Source organism: Paraburkholderia oxyphila NBRC 105797, assembly GCF_000685075.1.
GTDB lineage: Bacteria > Pseudomonadota > Gammaproteobacteria > Burkholderiales > Burkholderiaceae > Paraburkholderia > Paraburkholderia oxyphila.
Genome location: NZ_BAYD01000161.1, coordinates 1 through 17,089, shown reverse-complemented (window position 1 = coordinate 17,089; position 17,089 = coordinate 1). Strand labels below are relative to the sequence as shown.

General features: G+C 65.5%; 17 protein-coding genes. All 17 read left to right on the top strand.

The genetic code is table 11. The features are described 5' to 3' along the window. Positions 1-565 (top strand): hypothetical protein (locus BO1_RS61630; RefSeq protein WP_245644094.1); only part of this gene is annotated, 565 nt, incomplete at its 5' end. 83 nt (positions 566-648) lie between these two features. Continuing rightward, complete coding sequence (locus BO1_RS45480) at positions 649-1,032, top strand: hypothetical protein (protein ID WP_028223262.1); 384 nt, start codon at positions 649-651, stop codon at positions 1,030-1,032. A gap of 4 nt (positions 1,033-1,036) precedes the next feature. Beyond that, the gene (locus tag BO1_RS60480; RefSeq protein ID WP_028223261.1) at positions 1,037-1,177 is read left to right on the top strand and encodes a hypothetical protein; all 141 of its coding nucleotides are present in this window, start codon (positions 1,037-1,039) and stop codon (positions 1,175-1,177) included. An 88-nt stretch (positions 1,178-1,265) separates the two neighbouring features. Continuing rightward, positions 1,266-2,657, top strand: a complete 1,392-nt coding sequence (locus BO1_RS45470; RefSeq protein WP_028223260.1) for an APC family permease — start codon at positions 1,266-1,268, stop codon at positions 2,655-2,657. 89 nt (positions 2,658-2,746) lie between these two features. After that, positions 2,747-3,424 (top strand): hypothetical protein, encoded by a 678-nt coding sequence (locus BO1_RS45465; protein WP_043289032.1) that lies wholly within the window; start codon positions 2,747-2,749, stop codon positions 3,422-3,424. Further along, positions 3,411-3,815, top strand: a complete 405-nt coding sequence (locus BO1_RS45460; RefSeq protein ID WP_245644092.1) for a hypothetical protein — start codon at positions 3,411-3,413, stop codon at positions 3,813-3,815. Before BO1_RS45465 ends, BO1_RS45460 begins: the two co-directional genes overlap by 14 nt. A 165-nt stretch (positions 3,816-3,980) precedes the next feature. Then, positions 3,981-4,841 carry a formyltetrahydrofolate deformylase gene (gene purU, locus BO1_RS45455; RefSeq protein ID WP_028223257.1) on the top strand — a complete coding sequence of 287 codons (861 nt, stop codon included), beginning with the start codon at positions 3,981-3,983 and terminating at the stop codon, positions 4,839-4,841. Positions 4,842-4,944: 103 nt separating this feature from the next. Then, positions 4,945-6,186 (top strand): FAD-dependent oxidoreductase, encoded by a 1,242-nt coding sequence (locus BO1_RS45450; RefSeq protein WP_028223256.1) that lies wholly within the window; start codon positions 4,945-4,947, stop codon positions 6,184-6,186. 15 nt (positions 6,187-6,201) lie between these two features. Continuing rightward, positions 6,202-6,459, top strand: coding sequence for a sarcosine oxidase subunit delta (locus BO1_RS45445; RefSeq protein WP_028223255.1), 258 nt, complete (start codon positions 6,202-6,204; stop codon positions 6,457-6,459). Continuing rightward, positions 6,460-9,423, top strand: coding sequence for a glycine cleavage T C-terminal barrel domain-containing protein (locus tag BO1_RS45440; protein WP_028223254.1), 2,964 nt, complete (start codon positions 6,460-6,462; stop codon positions 9,421-9,423). It begins immediately after the preceding gene. Beyond that, positions 9,420-10,121 carry a hypothetical protein gene (locus BO1_RS45435; protein ID WP_043289030.1) on the top strand — a complete coding sequence of 234 codons (702 nt, stop codon included), beginning with the start codon at positions 9,420-9,422 and terminating at the stop codon, positions 10,119-10,121. The genes BO1_RS45440 and BO1_RS45435 overlap by 4 nt, the downstream gene beginning before the upstream one ends. Before the next feature lie 112 nt (positions 10,122-10,233). Further along, a complete protein-coding gene (glnT, locus tag BO1_RS45430; RefSeq protein ID WP_028223252.1) occupies positions 10,234-11,562 on the top strand; it encodes a type III glutamate--ammonia ligase in 1,329 nt (442 codons plus the stop codon). Positions 11,563-11,652: 90 nt separating this feature from the next. Then, positions 11,653-12,561: a class II glutamine amidotransferase domain-containing protein gene (locus BO1_RS45425; RefSeq protein WP_028223251.1), complete on the top strand. Its 909-nt coding sequence runs from the start codon at positions 11,653-11,655 to the stop codon at positions 12,559-12,561. After that, a complete protein-coding gene (locus tag BO1_RS45420; RefSeq protein WP_028223250.1) occupies positions 12,549-13,247 on the top strand; it encodes a GltB/FmdC/FwdC-like GXGXG domain-containing protein in 699 nt (232 codons plus the stop codon). Before BO1_RS45425 ends, BO1_RS45420 begins: the two co-directional genes overlap by 13 nt. Positions 13,248-13,263: 16 nt before the next feature. Beyond that, entirely contained in the window at positions 13,264-14,622 is a 1,359-nt protein-coding gene (locus BO1_RS45415) for an FMN-binding glutamate synthase family protein (protein ID WP_028223249.1), read from the top strand. Between the two features lie 6 nt (positions 14,623-14,628). After that, positions 14,629-15,528 (top strand): bifunctional methylenetetrahydrofolate dehydrogenase/methenyltetrahydrofolate cyclohydrolase FolD, encoded by a 900-nt coding sequence (gene folD / locus BO1_RS45410; protein ID WP_028223248.1) that lies wholly within the window; start codon positions 14,629-14,631, stop codon positions 15,526-15,528. A 69-nt stretch (positions 15,529-15,597) separates the two neighbouring features. Then, the gene (locus BO1_RS55525) at positions 15,598-17,046 is read left to right on the top strand and encodes a pyridoxal phosphate-dependent decarboxylase family protein (protein WP_043289029.1); all 1,449 of its coding nucleotides are present in this window, start codon (positions 15,598-15,600) and stop codon (positions 17,044-17,046) included. The last annotated feature ends 43 nt before the right edge of the window (positions 17,047-17,089 follow it).

Genomic DNA, 17,089 nt, shown 5'->3' with positions numbered 1-17,089 from the left:
CCGCGAAAACAAGTTAAGCCGCAACGCGCAGCAAACCACTTTGAAAAGCGGCATTCAAGCGCTCCGCACAAGCGCTCCACGAACTCACCCAGGGTCTCTATCTACCCCCAAAAACAGTATTGACACACGAAGCCCAATCCACAATAAATACCACGGTGAAACTTTGTTGCCGAAAGGGAAACACAAAGGGCGGTACCGAACACCTTACCGTTTCACCTCACCGATGGAGGGATTGAGCATGAATTACCGAATGCGAAAGCGCATCGACAGCATGTTTGCCCGAGACCGCTTGATGGCGGGCATCGCCCTGCTGGCGCTATGGGTGGCGCTGGGATACGTCTACTTCGCGGTGAGCCTGTCCGTGACGGACCCCGCGGTCCGCGTCGCGTTGACGATTGGCGTCATCGGTGTGGTCGTTTTCAATACTGCGTCGGTGACGGCAATGGTGCGGCACTACAAGGAGGACAAGGACCACATCTACGGTCTTGACATCCACCATCTCGACGAGAACCGCCTGCGCAAGGCAGCGCTTCGCGACGACGAGAAAGAGGAAGTGCTTGCCTGACCCCGCCCCGCGGCTTCCCGTGGCACGCGGCCGCCTCAATGCTGAACCGTTCAACGCAATGCCAACTGAAGAGGAAACTCGACATGGCATCTGAATACGTTCCTCCTGTACAGAAGGGCTTCGGGCAACTGGTGGATAGCCTGTTTCTGCTGGTGCTCGTGTATTGCAGCCTGCTCGCGCCGCTGCTGCTCAAGGCGCCGGACCAGCAGCCGGCGCCGGCCCAAGCCACGGCAACGCCGGTGTCGTGGCAGGCGCTGGGCCAGAATCCGACGATGCAGGCGCAGTGGCAGAAGCTCGGCTACGACGCCGCGCAGGCGAAACCCATCATCACCACCAAGTTCGACTACGTAGTCGATCCGGGATCGTTGATCGTCACGGCGCTCGTGATCGTCGGCTATTTCGTGTTCGTGCTGCGCGTATCGGAAAGACAATACCGGCAGGTGATCGCAGAAAAATTCGGAGAGTGACGCCATGAACTTCTGGGCACTGCTGAGCCATGCCGCCTGGGCGCTTTCGATCTTGTTGTTCGCCTGGATTCTCGTCGATGCGCTGCGCGTTTCCCGCGCGTATAGCGACGATTTCCTGATGAGCTCGACAGAAGGCAGCGAATAGCCCTCGCCGAACCACGATGAGACCTTCCCGGCGGCCCCAGCGGCCGGCCGGCTTCGATCCATTCAGATAACCTGTACAGGAGCGGTGCATGAGCGACGCAGCAGTGTCAGGTCAGCCAGGGGAGCGTATCGCACTCCTGAAAGTATTGGGGCCCATTCACGTTTGGGCGCTCGGCGTGGGCATCGTGCTCGTGGGCGAGTTCATGGGGTGGAATTTTTCGGTGGCCAAAGGCGGCGCTTATGGATCGCTGATCGCCTGCTGGATCATCGGCCTGCTCTATACCTGCGTGGCCATGATCGATTCTGAAGTGACCTCGACCGTGGCCGCGGCCGGCGGCCAGTATACGCAGGCGAAGCACATCATCGGGCCGCTCATGGCATTCAATGTGGGCCTCTATCTGGTGATGGCCTATACGATGCTGGAAGCGGCCGATGCGCTCGTCGTGGGCGACCTGATCAAGGCCGTGGCGGCCGACTCGGGTTATGCGATCGACTCGCGCCCGTTCGCGCTCGTCACGATCGCCTTTCTCGCGTGGCTCAATTATCGCGGCGTATTCGTCACGCTCACGGTCAACTTCGTGATCACGGCGATCGCCTTTCTTGCCATCGTCGTGCTGTTCTTCGGCGTGCAGCCGTGGAACCCGGGCCACGTCCTGCTCCATCATCAACTACTGACGCAATTGCCGTACGGCTGGCTCGGCGTGGTCGCCGCGTTGCAGTTCGGCATGTGGTACTACCTCGGCATCGAAGGCACCTGCCAGGCCGCCGAAGAGGTGCGCTCGGCGGGACGCTCGATCCCGCTCGGGACGATGTGCGGCATGATCACGCTGCTGATTGCCGCCGCGCTGACCTGGTACGTGGCCAGCGGGCTCATGCCGTGGGAGTATCTCGGCCAGGCCGTGACGCCGCTCTACGACGCCGCGCGGCTCACCGGCAACAAGGGGCTGCAGACGCTGCTGTTCGTGGGCACGCTGTTCTCGGCGATCGCTTCGGCCAACGGCTGCATCAACGACGCTTCGCGTGCATGGTTTTCGATGTCGCGCGACCGTTACATGCCGATGTGGTTCGGCGCGGTGCATCCGCGCTATCGCACGCCGTACCGCGCCATCATCTTTCTCGTGCCGATCGCCATTTCGTTCGCCTTCACGGGGCTGCTCGATCAAGTCATTACGTTCTCGATTCTGTCCGGGCTCCTCGGCTACACGTTCATGTCGATCAATATCGTGAAGTTTCGCCGCAAGTGGCCGCTCGGCAGCATCAACCGGGGCTACGTGCATCCGTTTCACCCGATACCGGCGATCGTGCTGGCCTGCCTGTGCGCCGCGACCTATTTCGCCACTTATCTCGGCTATGGCGCCTCGCTGCTGTCGATCATGGCGTTCTACATCGTCGCGTCGATCTGGTTCGCGCTGCATCGCTACAAATACGTCAAGCGCGGCGACCAGTTCACGATGAACTGGCCACGCCCCAAGGACTACTGATGCGCGTGCATTGAAACCGGCAAAAAGCAGTGGCAACGGCGCGGGCGGCTCATACCGCCCGCGCCGCATTCGCTAATGGAGATTCCCCTATGTCAGTCGCAGGCATCGCTCTCACCACGGCGTTCGCCGCGGCGCTCGCCACCTTTTACCGGCGTGAGCGCGAGGCGTTCAGGGCGCAGCGCCGCACCTTGTTCGATGGTTGCTTTGCGCTGTTCGACCATGCCACCCTGACGCAGGACGACGTCGCCTTTCCCGTGCTTACGGGTTCGTATCAGGGGCACAGCGTCCGCATCGAGCCCATCGTCGATCAAGTCGTGTTCCGGCAGGTGCCGTCGCTCTGGCTCGTCGTGTCCGTGAGGCGGGACTTGCCCGTGGCCGGGACCTTCGATCTGCTCGCGCGCAGGGCGAACGTCGAATTCTGGTCGCAGGCGGGCGCGCTGCCTCTGCACGTGCGGCTACCCCATGACTGGCCGGGCCATACCTCGCTCAAATCCGATCATCAGGTTTCCGAATCGCTGCTGGGCGTACTCGATCCGCACGTCAGGGAACTGTTCTCCGACCCGCGCTCGAAAGAGCTGGTCGTGATGCCGCGCGGCGTGCGCGTCGTCTACCAGGTCCAGGCGGCGGACCGCAGCGAGTACCTGGTGCTGCGCCGCGCGACCTTTCGCGGCGCGCAGGTGAGCGTCGCGCTGCTCGAGTCGCTGCTCGAGCGCGCGACGACCGTATGCGCCGATCTGATGCGAGGAGGCGATCATGCCAATGCCTGAAGCCGACGCGGCGGCAGAAGCCATCATGCCAATGCCTGAAGCCGACGTGGCGGCAGAAGCCATCGACGCCACCGCCGACGAGGCCCGCGAGCGGCCACGGGAGCCGGCCATGCGCCGCCCCCTGCATCCGCGCCTCGTGCTGGCCGCAGCGGTGCTGCTGCCGGGCGCAGGGCAGGTCCTCAACCGCATGCCGACACGCGCGCTCATCATGGTGTTCTTCATGCTGTTGCTGGGCTTCCTGACGCTGCAGCTCGCCGCGCCCGAACGCTCGTTCGTGGGCCGTCACGCGGGCGGCATCTTCGTCTATGCGATCGCCGTGCTCGACGCCTATGCGGTGGCGCGATATCGCTGGGAATGCTTCAGGCAACGCGCGCACACGGATGGTGCGTAGCGGGCCGGTCGCTTTGGGCTACCCACCGGGAGGTAGTTCTTACCCCGCGAGCAATACGCCCGATGGGGTTCCTGACAGGAAATAAAGTTTATTGGTGTTGACAGCGGAAATTCCGCTAGCTACTTTTGATTCACGTTCACTCCAGTCGAGAATCAGGTGGCCCTCATGTCAGAAACGCGCCGCTTTACACTGACGTTGTCATGCCCCGACCGGGTCGGCATTGTCGCTGCAGTCAGTGCGTTCATCGCCGAGCATCACGGTTGGATCATCGAGGCAACGCATCACGCCGACGAAATCGAGAAGCGCTTTTACATGCGGCACGAGATCGCGACCGACTCGCTGCCCATCAGCATCGAGACTTTTCGCGAGCGCTTCGCGCGCATTGGCCGCGAATTCTCGATGGACTGGAAAGTGACCGACCATTCGCAAAAGAAGCGTGTCGTGATCCTCGTCTCGAAGCTCGAGCATTGCCTGTACGACTTGCTCGCGCGCTGGAAGGCCGGCGAGCTCGACATCGAGATCCCGTGCGTGATCTCGAACCACGAAACGTGGCGCAGCTTCGTCGAATGGCATGGCATTCCGTTTCACTACGTGCCCGTGACGCCCGAGACCAAGCAGCAGGCCTACGACCAGGTGCAGCGCCTGTTCGAGGATGCGCGCGCCGACACCATGGTGCTCGCGCGCTATATGCAGGTGCTGTCGCCCAAGCTCTGCGCGGCGTATCCGGGCCGCATCATCAATATCCATCATTCGTTCCTGCCGAGCTTTGTTGGCGCGAAGCCGTACCACCAGGCATATACGCGCGGCGTCAAGCTCACGGGCGCGACCTGCCACTACGTGACGGAAGAGCTTGACGAAGGCCCGATCATCGAGCAGGACGTGATCCGCGTGCGCCATTCGGACCGGCCCGACGACCTCGTGCGTCTGGGCCGCGACATCGAGAAGGCCGTGCTGGCCCGAGGCTTGCGTTATCACCTCGAAGACCGCGTGCTGATACACGGCAACAAGACCATCGTGCTGCGCTGAAGCGGCCCGCAGTCAGCCTCGCAGTCGGGCCCGTAGTCGGCCCTGGCTGTCCAACCCGGTTTGCCCGCGCGGTGTGCGCGCGGGCGAGAACAAGGAGTGAGCCATGCCGTGGCGTCTCGTGCGTTTTGCCATGTCGAAGAAGCACCCCGAGCCGAGGATGTTCACCCGGCATGACACTTTGCGCAGTTCTTATGACGTTGTGATCATCGGCGCGGGTGGCCACGGGCTCGCGAGCGCGTACTACCTCGCCCGCGAGCACGGCATCAAGAACGTGGCGGTGCTGGAGAAGGGCTATATCGGCGGCGGCAATACGGGTCGTAACACCACGATCATCCGCTCGAACTACCTGACGCCCGAGGGCGTGCAGTTCTACGATACGTCGGTCAAGCTGTGGGAGGACCTCTCGCAGGACTTCGATCTGAACCTGTTTTATTCGACGCGCGGCCACTACACGCTCGCGCATACGGACTCGGCCATGCGCACGATGCGCTGGCGCGCGGAGGTCAACAAGCACTTCGGCGTGGACTCGGAGGTGGTCGGTCCGAAGGCGGTCAAGCAGGCTGCGCCGATGATCGACCTCTCGTGCGGCGGCGTGGCGCCCATTCTGGGGGCGCTGTATCACGCGCCGGGCTCGGTCGCGCGCCACGATGCCGTGGCATGGGGCTACGGACGCGGCGCCGACCAGCGCGGCGTCGAGATACATCAGCAAACCGAAGTGCTCGGCATCGACGTGGTGGGCGGCAAGGTGAAGGGCGTGAAGACCTCGCGCGGCTATATCTCGACCAACAAGGTGCTGTGCGCGGTGGCGGGCTCCACGCCGCGCATCACCGACATGGTCGGGCTGCGCACGCCGATTTACATTCACCCGCTCCAGGCGATGGTGAGCGAGCCGCTCAAGCCCTGGCTCGATCCGATCCTGGTCTCCGGGAGCCTGCACGTCTATATCAGCCAGTCGGCGCGTGGCGAGCTCGTGATGGGCGCGTCGCTCGATCCCTACGAGCTGCACGCCACGCGCTCGACGCTCGATTTCGTGGAAGGGCTCACGGCGCACATGCTCGAGATGTTCCCGTTCCTCTCGAACGCGAAGGTCATGCGCCAGTGGGCCGGCATGGCCGACATGACGCCGGACTTCGCGCCCATCATGGGCAAGACCCCGGTGGAAGGCTTCTATCTGGACTCGGGCTGGGGCACGTGGGGCTTCAAGGCCACGCCGGTGTGCGGCAAGACCATGTCGTACACCGTCGCGAACGACACGAACCATTCGCTGATCACCGGCTTCACCCTCGATCGCTTCAGCCGCTACGCGCTGACCGGCGAGAAGGGTGCGGCGTCGGTCGGGCACTGAACGGAGGGCACGACGATGAAGATCATGACCTGTCCCGTGAACGGCGCGCGCCCCGTTTCCGAGTTCGTCTATTGGGGCGAATTGCGCGCCATGCCGGACCCGGCGAAGGCGACCGACGCCGAGTGGGCCGACTACGTGTACTGCCGCAACGGCGCCGCGGGCGTGAAGAAGGAATGGTGGTGCCATACACCGAGCAACACCTGGTTTATCGCCGAGCGTGACACCGCGAAGGATCGTGTCATCCGCACGTATCTGAACGACGAGGAGGCGTAAATGCGTCTGGCACCGCATGCAGGCGAATGGATCGATCGCAGCAAGCAGATCGAATTCGGCTTCGAAGGGCAGCGTTACGTCGGCTTTGCAGGCGACACCATCACGAGCGCCCTGTGGGCGTCGAAGGTCTCGGTGCTCGGGCGCAGCTTCAAGTATCACCGCCCGCGCGGCGTGCTCTCGCTCGCGAACCACGACGTGAACGCGATGTTCCAGGACGGTGCGCGCCTGAACGTGCGCGCCGACGTGACCGAGCTGATCGCGGGCGCGAACTGGCACGCGGTCAACACCACGGGCGGCGTGGCCGCCGACCGTGGCCGCTGGATGGGCAAGCTCGCGCCGTTCCTGCCGGTGGGCTTCTACTACAAGGCGTTCTACAGCAAGCGCTGGTTTCCGCGCTGGGAACGCATGTTCCGCAAGATGGCCGGGCTCGGCACGGTCGATCTCAAGGCGCCGCACGTGCGCACGCCCAAGCGTTATGGGTTTTGCGACGTGCTCGTGATCGGCGCGGGGCCGTCGGGTCTCGCGGCGGCGCTGGAGGCGGCGCAGCAGGGCGCGGACGTGGTGATCGTCGACGAGAATGCGCGCTCGGGCGGCAGCGGGACGTATCAGGCGGGCGGCGACATGGAGCGTCTGGAAGCGGTGCGCGCGCTCGAAGCCCAGGTCCGTGCACATCCGCGCGTGCGCATGTTCAACCGCACGCTGGCCGCGGCCTACTATGCGGACCACTGGGTGCCGCTCGTCGAGCCCGGGCGCATCACCAAGATGCGCGCGAAGGCGGTCGTGGTGGCCAGCGGCGCCTTCGAACAGCCCGCCGTGTTCCGCAACAACGACCTGCCGGGCGTGATGCTCGCCTCGGCGGCACAACGGCTCGCGTGGCGCTATGGCGTGGCGCCGGGACAGCGCGCGGTGGTGCTGGGCGCGAACGCCGACGCCTATCGCGCGGCGCTCGACATGCTGGAGCGCGGCATCAAGGTGAAGGCGCTGATCGACTTGCGCGCGACGCATCGCTGCGGCGCTCTCGCCCGCGAGCTGGAGGTGCGCGGCGTGGAGGTCATCGGGGCGAGCTGCGTGACCGAGGCGGTGCCCGACACCGACGGCGCCAGGCTTGCGGCGGTGCGCGTGGACCCGATGCCGCCCGCGGGCATGAGCGTTTCGCACGACCACACCCGCCAGATCGAATGCGACACGCTGCTGATGAGCGTGGGCTGGGCGCCGGCTGCGAATCTGCTTTACCAGGCCGGCACGGCGATGCGTTACGACACGGGCGTCGAGCAGTTCGTCCCGGAGCGGCTGCCTGAAGGCGTGTTCGCGTGCGGCCGCGTGAACGGTGTGTATACCTTCGAGAGCAAGCTGCAGGACGGCCGCCGCGCTGGCGCTCACGCCGCCGGGCATGCGGGCGCCGCGGTGTCTTCAGACGGTAAGGTATCCTTTGCAATTGCCGCCGAGCCGGAATCGCCATCGCACGCCTGGCCGATCGTGCCGCATCCTGCGGGCAAGAACTTCGTCGACTTCGATGAAGACCTGCAGCTGAAGGATTTCGAAAACGCCGTGCAGGAAGGCTTCGACAACATCGAGCTGCTCAAGCGCTTCTCGACCAACGGCATGGGGCCGAGCCAGGGCAAGCACTCGAACATGAACGGCCTGCGCATTCTCGCGCGCCTGACCGGCAAGGCGCCCCAGGAAGTGGGCACGACCACGGCGCGCCCGTTCTTCCATCCCGTGCCGATGGCGCTGCTCGCCGGCCGCGGCTTCAACCCCGAGCGCCGCACGCCGATTCACGCGCAGCACGAGCGCCTGGGCGCGAAGTGGATGCCGGCCGGCGTCTGGCAGCGGCCCGAGTACTACGCGGTGGCGGGCAAGGACCGTGCGCGCTGCATCCAGGAAGAGGTGCAGGCGGTGCGCACGGGCGTGGGCATGATCGACGTGGGGACGCTCGGCAAGCTCGAAGCGCGCGGGCCGCAAGCCGCGCAGTTTCTCGAGCGTGTGTACGTGTCCAAGTACGCGGGGCTGAAGCCGGGCATGACGCGCTATGCGCTCATGTGCGACGAAGCCGGCGTGGTGATCGACGACGGCGTAGTCGCACGGCTCTCCGACGATCACTTCTACTTCACGACGACGACATCGGGCGCGGCGGCGATCTACCGCGAGCTTTCACGCCTGAACACGATCTGGGGCCTCGATTGCGGCATCGTCAACGTGACGGGCGCCTATGCGGCCATCAACCTCGCGGGTCCGTACTCGCGCGCCGTGCTCGCGAAGCTGGTCGATCTCGATTTGTCGTCCGAAACATTCCCGTATCTCGGCATCCGCGTGACGGGCATCGCGCTGGGCGCGAACCGCGTGCCGGCCAGACTGATGCGCGTGGGCTTCGTCGGTGAATGGGGATACGAGATTCACATTCCCGCCGAATATGGCGCGGCATTGTGGAGCGCGATTCAGGAAGCGGGCAAGGAGTTCGGCATCCGGCCATTCGGCGTCGAGGCACAGCGGCTCTTGCGGCTCGAGAAGGGCCACGTGATCGTGAGCCAGGACACCGACGGCCTGACGACGCCGCGCGATGCCGCCATGGAGTGGGCGGTCAAGATGGACAAGCCGTTCTTCGTGGGACAGCGCAGCCTGCAGGCCATCGGCAGCCAGCCGCAGCAGCAGCGCCTCGTGGGCTTCGCGCTGGACGACGGCGTCAAGAACGAGGCCTTGCGCGAGTGCCATCTGGCGATCGAAGGCACCGAGATTGCGGGCCGCGTAACCAGCGTGTCGTGGAGCGAGACGCTGCAGAAGACCATCGGCCTCGCGTTCGTGCGGCCCGCGATGGCCACGCCAGGCACGCGCATCCGCTTTCGTCTGAGCGACGGCACCATGGTGTCCGCCACGGTGGTGCCCACGCCGTTCTACGACCCTGACAACGCGCGCCAGAAAGACGCCGCACCCGCGCACGCCACTGCACCGAGGGAGGAGACCGCATGAGCGCAGCGAACCCGTCAAGCGCAGCCCATGTCTTGCTGCGCACGAGCCCCGTACGCGACGCACGGCACGGCGCCGAGCCGCAGTGGGGCGTGGTCGAGAACATGCAGATCGCCGAGCGCTTCGGCGCGAACGACGATGCGCGCGCACGCAGCGCCGGCATCGCGGACGTCTCGCACCTGTCCCGCATGGGCTTCAAGGGCCAGGGCGTGGCCGCCTGGCTTGCGGATCAGGGTCTGCCCTTGCTGAGGCAGCCCAACACGTGGGCGCCGCTTGCAAGCGGCGGGCTGATCGCGCGCCTGGGCCTCACCGAGTATCTGATCGAGGACGGCTTGAGCGGCCGCGCCTCGGCCAAGCTGGCCCACCGCGAGCCGGCGCTGCGGGTCTATCCGGTGCTGCGCCAGGATCTGGCGCTGGTGCTGTGCGGCGAGGCGATCGATGAGCTTTTGCTGCAGACCTGCAACGTCAACTTTCGCGCGCTGGACCTCGCAACCCGCCCCGTCGTGCTGACTTCGATGGCGGGAGTCGCCGTCACCGTCCTGCCGGGCGAGCGGTTGGGCCGGCCGTACTACCGTGTGTGGGCCGACGGCACGTACGGCGTGTACTTGTGGGAAACCCTTGGCGGCATCGCTGCCGAACTGGGAGGCGGGCCGGTCGGTCTCGCCGTGATAGACGAAATCGACCAGGCACCATCGCAGTAGGCCCGTACCAAGGCCGCATCAGGCTCAGCAGGCAGCTGGCGGAGGTACCCGGCGCAATCAGGCGCCAGGCGCTTCCTCGACACCGTAATCACGACGCTTGAGGACAATCGACATGACACCCGCAGAAGCCAAGCAGTTCCTTGCAGACAACGACGTCAAGTACATACTCGCGCAATTCGTCGACATTCACGGCGTCGCGAAGACGAAGTCCGTGCCCGCCGCCCACCTCGACCTGATCCTGACCGATGGCGCGGGCTTCGCCGGCTTCGCGGTGTGGGGCCTCGGCATCGATCCGCAGGGGCCGGACTTCATGGCGGTGGGCGACCTCGACACGCTCACGCTCATGCCGTGGCAGCCGGGCTACGCCCGCATCGCTTGCGACGGCTACGTGAAGAAGGAGCCGTGGCAGTTCGAAAGCCGCGTCACGCTGAAAAAGCAGGTCGCGCGCCTGCAGGAGCGCGGCTGGATCCTGAACACCGGCCTCGAGCCCGAGTTTTCGCTGCTGCGGCGCACCGAGGACGGCCGCATCGTGCCGTGCGACGACACGGATGCACTGCCCAAGCCGTGCTACGACTACAAGGGCCTGTCACGCTCGCGCGTATTTCTCGAGCGCCTGACCGAGTCGCTGATCAAGGCCGGCATCGACGTCTATCAGATCGATCACGAGGACGCAAACGGCCAGTTCGAGATCAACTACACCTACTCGGACTGCCTGAAATCCGCGGATTCGTATGTGTTCTTCAAGATGGCGGCGGCGGAGATCGCCAACGAGCTCGGCCTCATTTGCTCGTTCATGCCCAAGCCATTTTCGAACCGGCCGGGCAACGGCATGCATATGCACATGTCGATCTCGGACGGCGAGCGCAACCTCTTTGCCGACAAGCACGACGAGCGTGGGCTCGGGCTCACGAAGCTCGCCTATCACTGGACGGCCGGACTGCTCAAGCATGCGGCGGCGCTCGCGGCGATCTGCGCGCCCACGGTCAACTCGTACAAGCGCCTCGTGGTAGGGCGCTCGCTGACCGGCGCCACGTGGGCGCCGGCTTATGTGAGCTATGGCGACAACAACCGCTCGTCGATGGTCCGCATTCCGGGCGGGCGCATCGAGCTGCGCCTGCCCGACGCCGCCTGCAACGCGTATCTGGCGACGGCCGCCGTGATCGCCGCCGGCCTCGACGGCGTGAACAACAAGCTCGAGCCCGGCGAGCCGTGCAACCTGAACCTCTATGAGATGTCACCGCAGGAGCTGCGCCAGCGCGAAATCAGCATCTTGCCGCAGAACCTCCAGGATGCGCTGCGCGAGCTCGAACGCGACGAAGTCATGATGGAGGCGCTCGGCCCGGCCGGCACCGAGTTCCTGCGCCTGAAGCACATGGAGTGGATCGAGTACATGCGCCATGTGTCGGACTGGGAGCAGAAGACCTACCTCGAGTTTTTCTGAACTGGCTTACATGCAGCGGCGTGGCGCCCGCGCGGGCGCAGCTACGCCAGCCGTCCATGAAACGCAGGAAATACGTGCAGGAGAGCACTCATGTGTGGAATTGTAGGATTGCTTATCAAACAGCCGGCGTTGCGTGAGCGGCTGGGCGAGCTGATGGTGCCCATGCTGCTCGGCATGACCGAGCGCGGGCCCGATTCGGCGGGGCTGGCCGTGTTCACGGAGCCGGTGGGCGAAGAGGCTCGCAAGATCAGCCTCTATTCCGGTCTCACGGAAGCGGCCGAGGACTTCAACTGGCAAGGGCTCGCGCACGAGATGAACACCCATCTGGGCGCCGGCGCGTCGGTTCACGCGAAGGGCAATCACGCGGTGCTCACCGTGAGCATCGCGCCGGAGACCGCGAAACGCTGGATCGCCGAGCAGCATCCGAAGCTGCATATCCTCTCGACGGGCCGCGCGATCGACCTCTACAAGGATATCGGCACGCCAAAGGAAGTGTCCGACCGCTATGCGTTCAAGAACCTCACGGGCACGCACCTCGTCGGCCACACGCGCATGGCGACCGAGTCGGCGGTGACGCCGGACCGTGCCCACCCGTTCACGGCGGGCGAGGACTTCTGCCTCGTGCACAACGGCTCGCTCTCGAATCCCTTTGGCGTGCGCCGCATGCTCGAACCGCACGGCATCCACTTCGATACCGACAACGACACCGAGGCGGCCTGTCGTTTCCTCGAGTACCGGCTGCGCGAGGGTGACGATCTCGAAGTGGCGCTGCAACAGGGCTTCGAGCAGCTCGACGGCTTCTACACGTTCCTGATGGGCACGCCCGACAAACTCGCGCTGATCCGCGATCCGTTCGCGTGCAAGCCCGCGGTGGTGGCCGAGACCGACGACTACGTCGCGATCGCCTCCGAGTTCCGCTCGCTGGCCCATCTTCCCGACATCAAGCATGCAAGCGTGTTCGAACCGGCTCCCGAGGAGATGTACGTATGGAAAGTGTGAACTTTGACCTGGCAAGCACGTCGGTGACCGAAGTCAACCGGTTCTTGCACAAGGAGGCCGCCGGCCAGGCCGTGCAGGCCGTGCGCATCGCGAACCCCGATGGCGCCCACAACATCGCGGTCGGGCTCGACCTGCCGATCGAGGTCGAGATCGACGGTCACGCCGGCTACTACGCGGCCGGCATGAACAAGGAGGCGAAGGTGACCATCGCGGGCAGCGCGAGCACCGGCGTGGCGGAAAACATGATGAGCGGGCGCGTGCACGTGAAGGGCTTCGCGTCGAATGCGGCGGGCGCGTCGGCGCAAGGCGGCCTGCTCGTGATCGAAGGCGACGCGGGGCTGCGCTGCGGCATCTCGCTCAAGGGGGCCGACATCGTCGTGAAGGGCTCGGTGGGCAGCTTCTCGGCCTTCATGGCGCAGGCTGGCCGGCTGGTGATCTGCGGCGATGCAGGCGACGCCCTGGGCGACTCGTTATACGAAGCGGTGCTGTACGTGCGCGGCAACATCAAGTCGCTGGGCGCGGACGCACGCGAAGAGCCGATGACGGCGGCCGACATCGAAGCGGTGGCGCAACTGCTGCGCGCGGCGGGCCCCGCATTCTCCGGCTTCCAGGCGAGGGAGTTCAAGCGCATCGCCTCGGCCCGCTCGCTCTATCACTGGAATGCCGACGCGAACCAGGAATATTGACCCAAGGATCCCGACCATGGAAATCAAGCCCATCCACCTGAAGCAACTGGCCACCGAAGAATCCTGGGGCTTCGACCGCAAGACGATCAACTATATCCAGAACGCCGCGGCGCACGGGCTGTACGAGATCCGTGGCCTTGGCGCGAAGCGCCACGTGCCGCACTTCGACGACCTGCTGTTCCTTGGCGCGTCGCTGTCGCGCTACCCGCTGGAAGGCTATCGCGAGAAGTGCACCACGAAGACCGTGCTCGGCACGCGCTTCGCGAAGAAGCCCATCGAGCTCGCGATCCCGATCACGGTGGCGGGGATGAGCTTCGGCGCGCTCTCCGCGAACGTGAAAGAGGCGCTGGGGCGCGCGGCGACCGAAATGGGCACCTCCACGACCACCGGCGACGGCGGCATGACCCCGGAAGAGCGGCGCTCCTCGAAGACGCTCGTCTATCAATGCCTGCCGTCGCGCTACGGCTTCAACCCCGACGACGTGCGCAAGGCCGACGCGATCGAGGTGGTGATCGGCCAGGGCGCGAAGCCGGGCGGCGGCGGCATGCTGCTCGGGCAAAAGATCTCGCCGCGCGTCGCGAAGATGCGCACGCTGCCCGAAGGCATCGACCAGCGCTCGGCCTGCCGCCATCCGGACTGGACCGGCCCTGACGATCTGCTCATCAAGATCCAGGAACTGCGCGAGATCACCGACTGGGAGAAGCCGATCTACGTGAAGGTGGGGGCGACGCGCACCTTCAACGACGTGAAGCTCGCCGTGCACGCGGGGGCGGACGTGATCGTGGTGGACGGCATGCAGGGCGGCACCGCGGCCACGCAGACCTGCTTCATCGAGAACGTCGGGATTCCTACGCTTGCGGCGTTGCGCCAGGCCGTGGACGCGCTCGAGGATCTGAACATGAAGGGCACGGTGCAGCTCATCATTTCAGGCGGCATCCGCAGCGGCGCGGACGTGGCGAAGGCGTTGGCCATGGGCGCCGATGCGGTGGCGATCGGGCAGGGCGTGCTGGTCTCGCTGGGCTGCAACAGCGCCTCGTATGTCGAGAACGGCCAGCATGTCCAGGTGCTCGACGACTACGCGAACCTGGGGACGGCGCCGGGCTATTGCCACCACTGCCACACCGGCAAGTGTCCCGTGGGTATCACCACGCAGGACGCGGTGCTGCAGGAGCGGCTGCAGCCCGATGTGGGAGCCAAGCGTCTGCGCAACTATCTGAAGACGCTGAACATGGAGCTGACGACGATCGCGCGCGCCTGTGGCAAGCAGAACGTGCATCACCTCGAGCCGGAGGATCTCGTCGCGCTCACGGTCGAGGCCGCGGCGATGGCGCGTGTGCCGCTCGCGGGCACCAACTGGATCCCGGGCGTGGTCTGATTCGCGATGACGGCGCAGATCATCGATGGGAAACACCTTGCGCGGCGTTTGCGGGCGCGCTTTCGCGAGCGCGTCGCCGCGCTGTCCATGCGCGGCGTCGTGCCGGGTCTCGCCGTGGTGCTGGTGGGCGACAATCCGGCCTCGCAGGTCTATGTCGCGAACAAGGTGAAGGCGTGCGAGGAGAGCCGCGTGCGCTCGTTCATGCACCGGTTCCCCGCCACCTGCACGGAAACGGAGTTGCTCGAGCGCATTGGCGAGCTGAATCTGGACCCGGCCACGCACGGCATCCTCGTGCAATTGCCGCTGCCGCCACAGGTCAACGTGCGGCGCGTGCTGGAGAGCATCGTCGTCGACAAGGACGTGGACGGCTTTCATCTCTACAACGTTGGCGCGCTCGTGGTCGGCAATTCGATCTTTCCGCCCTGCACACCCTACGGCGTTCAGCTGCTGCTGGAAACCACGGGCATTGACGTGGCGGGCAAGAACGTGGTGGTGGTCGGCGCGAGCAACATCGTCGGCAAGCCGATGGCGCTGATGCTGTTGCAGAAGGAAGCGACGGTCACCATCTGCCATGCGAAGACGCGTGACCTCGCGCATCACACGATCCATGCGGATATCCTCGTGGTGGCGGCGGGCAAGCCGGGGCTCATCAAGGCGGAGATGGTGAAGGAAGGCGCGATCGTGATCGACGTGGGGATCAACCGGCTTGCGGATGGGCGGATCGTGGGCGACGTCGATTTCGAAGCGGTGCGCGAGCGCGCCTCGTGGATCACGCCGGTGCCCGGCGGCGTGGGGCCGATGACCGTGACCATGCTGATCGAGAACACGCTGCGCTCGGCGGAGCGCTTCGCGCAGGGCGAGGCGTTTCATCCGGCACAGCCGTTCTGGCAGGTACCGGCGCGCTAGTGCGGAGGGTGCTGCGGGCGCACGCGGCGACATCAGGGGAAAGGAGCCGCTGTGCCCGAGTTCAAGAGGATGCCGGAAGATGAAGCAGGCGCCGCGTTCGACGCGGCGCACCGGCACGCGCTGGAATTTCATCGTACCCGCGCGACGCGCCCGCCTGCAGCAACGGCGGGCTTCGCGGCGCTGCTCGAAGCGTTGGGCGGACCCACGCCCGAGAGTGGCATGCCCGCGAGCGAAGCGATCGAGCAACTGGCCGCGGCGGCCGGTCCCGGCTTGATGGGAACGGCGGGCCCGCGCTTTTTCGGCTGGGTCGTGGGCGGGTCGCATCCGGCCGGGGTTGCGGCCGACTGGCTGACGAGCGTCTGGGGGCAGAATGCGGCCTGCTATGAAGGCGCGCCGGCGGCCGCCGTGGCCGAGCAGGTGGCTGCGCAATGGCTGGTCGACCTGTTGGGGCTGCCGGCCGAGTGCTCGGTGGGCATCACGACGGGCGCGACGATGAGCAATTTCGTGTGCCTCGCGGCGGCGCGTGGCGCGCTGCTGCGCCGGATGGGGTGGGATGTCGAGGCGGACGGCCTGTTCGGGGCGCCGCCTATTGCTGTTTTCATCGGCGAGGACGCGCACGCGAGCGTGCTTGCCGCGCTGCGCTATCTGGGGTTTGGGGAGCGCAGGCTGGTAAGGATTGCTACCGATGAGGCGGGGCGGATGCAGGTTGACGCGCTGCGCGCCGCGCTCGCGCATTGCCGCGGGCCGCATCTTGTGATTGCTCAGGCGGGTCATATCATGACCGGCGCGTTCGATCCCATCGCGGAGATTGCGGCGCTCACGCATGAGCGCGGCGGCTGGCTGCATGTGGATGGCGCATTCGGGTTGTGGGCGAGGGCCTGCCCGGCGCGCGCGGCGCTCGCTGTTGGTGTGGAACAGGCGGACTCCTGGGCGACCGATGCGCACAAATGGCTGCAGGCGCCATACGAATGTGGTTGTGCGTTTGTGCGCGATGCTGACGCGCATCGGCGGGCGATGACGATTGGTGCGGGCTATCTGCCGCCCGCTGAAGAGGGTGGGGTGCGCGATCCCGTGCATTACGCGCCGGAACTCTCGCGGCGTGCGCGCGGCTTTGTGTTGTGGACGTTGCTGCGCGCGTTCGGCCGGCGTGGCATTGCGGCGATGATTGAGCGGCATTGCATGCTTGCGGAGCGGCTGGCGCGCCGTTTGGCCGGCGAAGCTGGCATCGCGGTGCTCAATGAGGTCGAGTTGAACCAGGTGGTCGTGCGGTTCGGGGCGCATGAGCCCGCTTCTCTTGGTGATGCACTCACCGATGCTGCGATCGCACGTATCCAGCAGGATGGCGTGTGCTTTGCGCTCGGCGCGCAGTGGCGAGGGCGCCGTGTGATGCGTGTTTCTATCATTGCCTGGTCAACCACTGAGGACGATGTCGAGCGTGCCGCCGATTCCATGATCGCAGCGTGGCGTAAGGTTCGGCCAGTCAGCATTAGCGAAAGGGGCGTTGCTGTGAACGCCTAAGTATCGATTGGTGTCGCCGGCTTTAAGGCGTTGGCCTTAACCT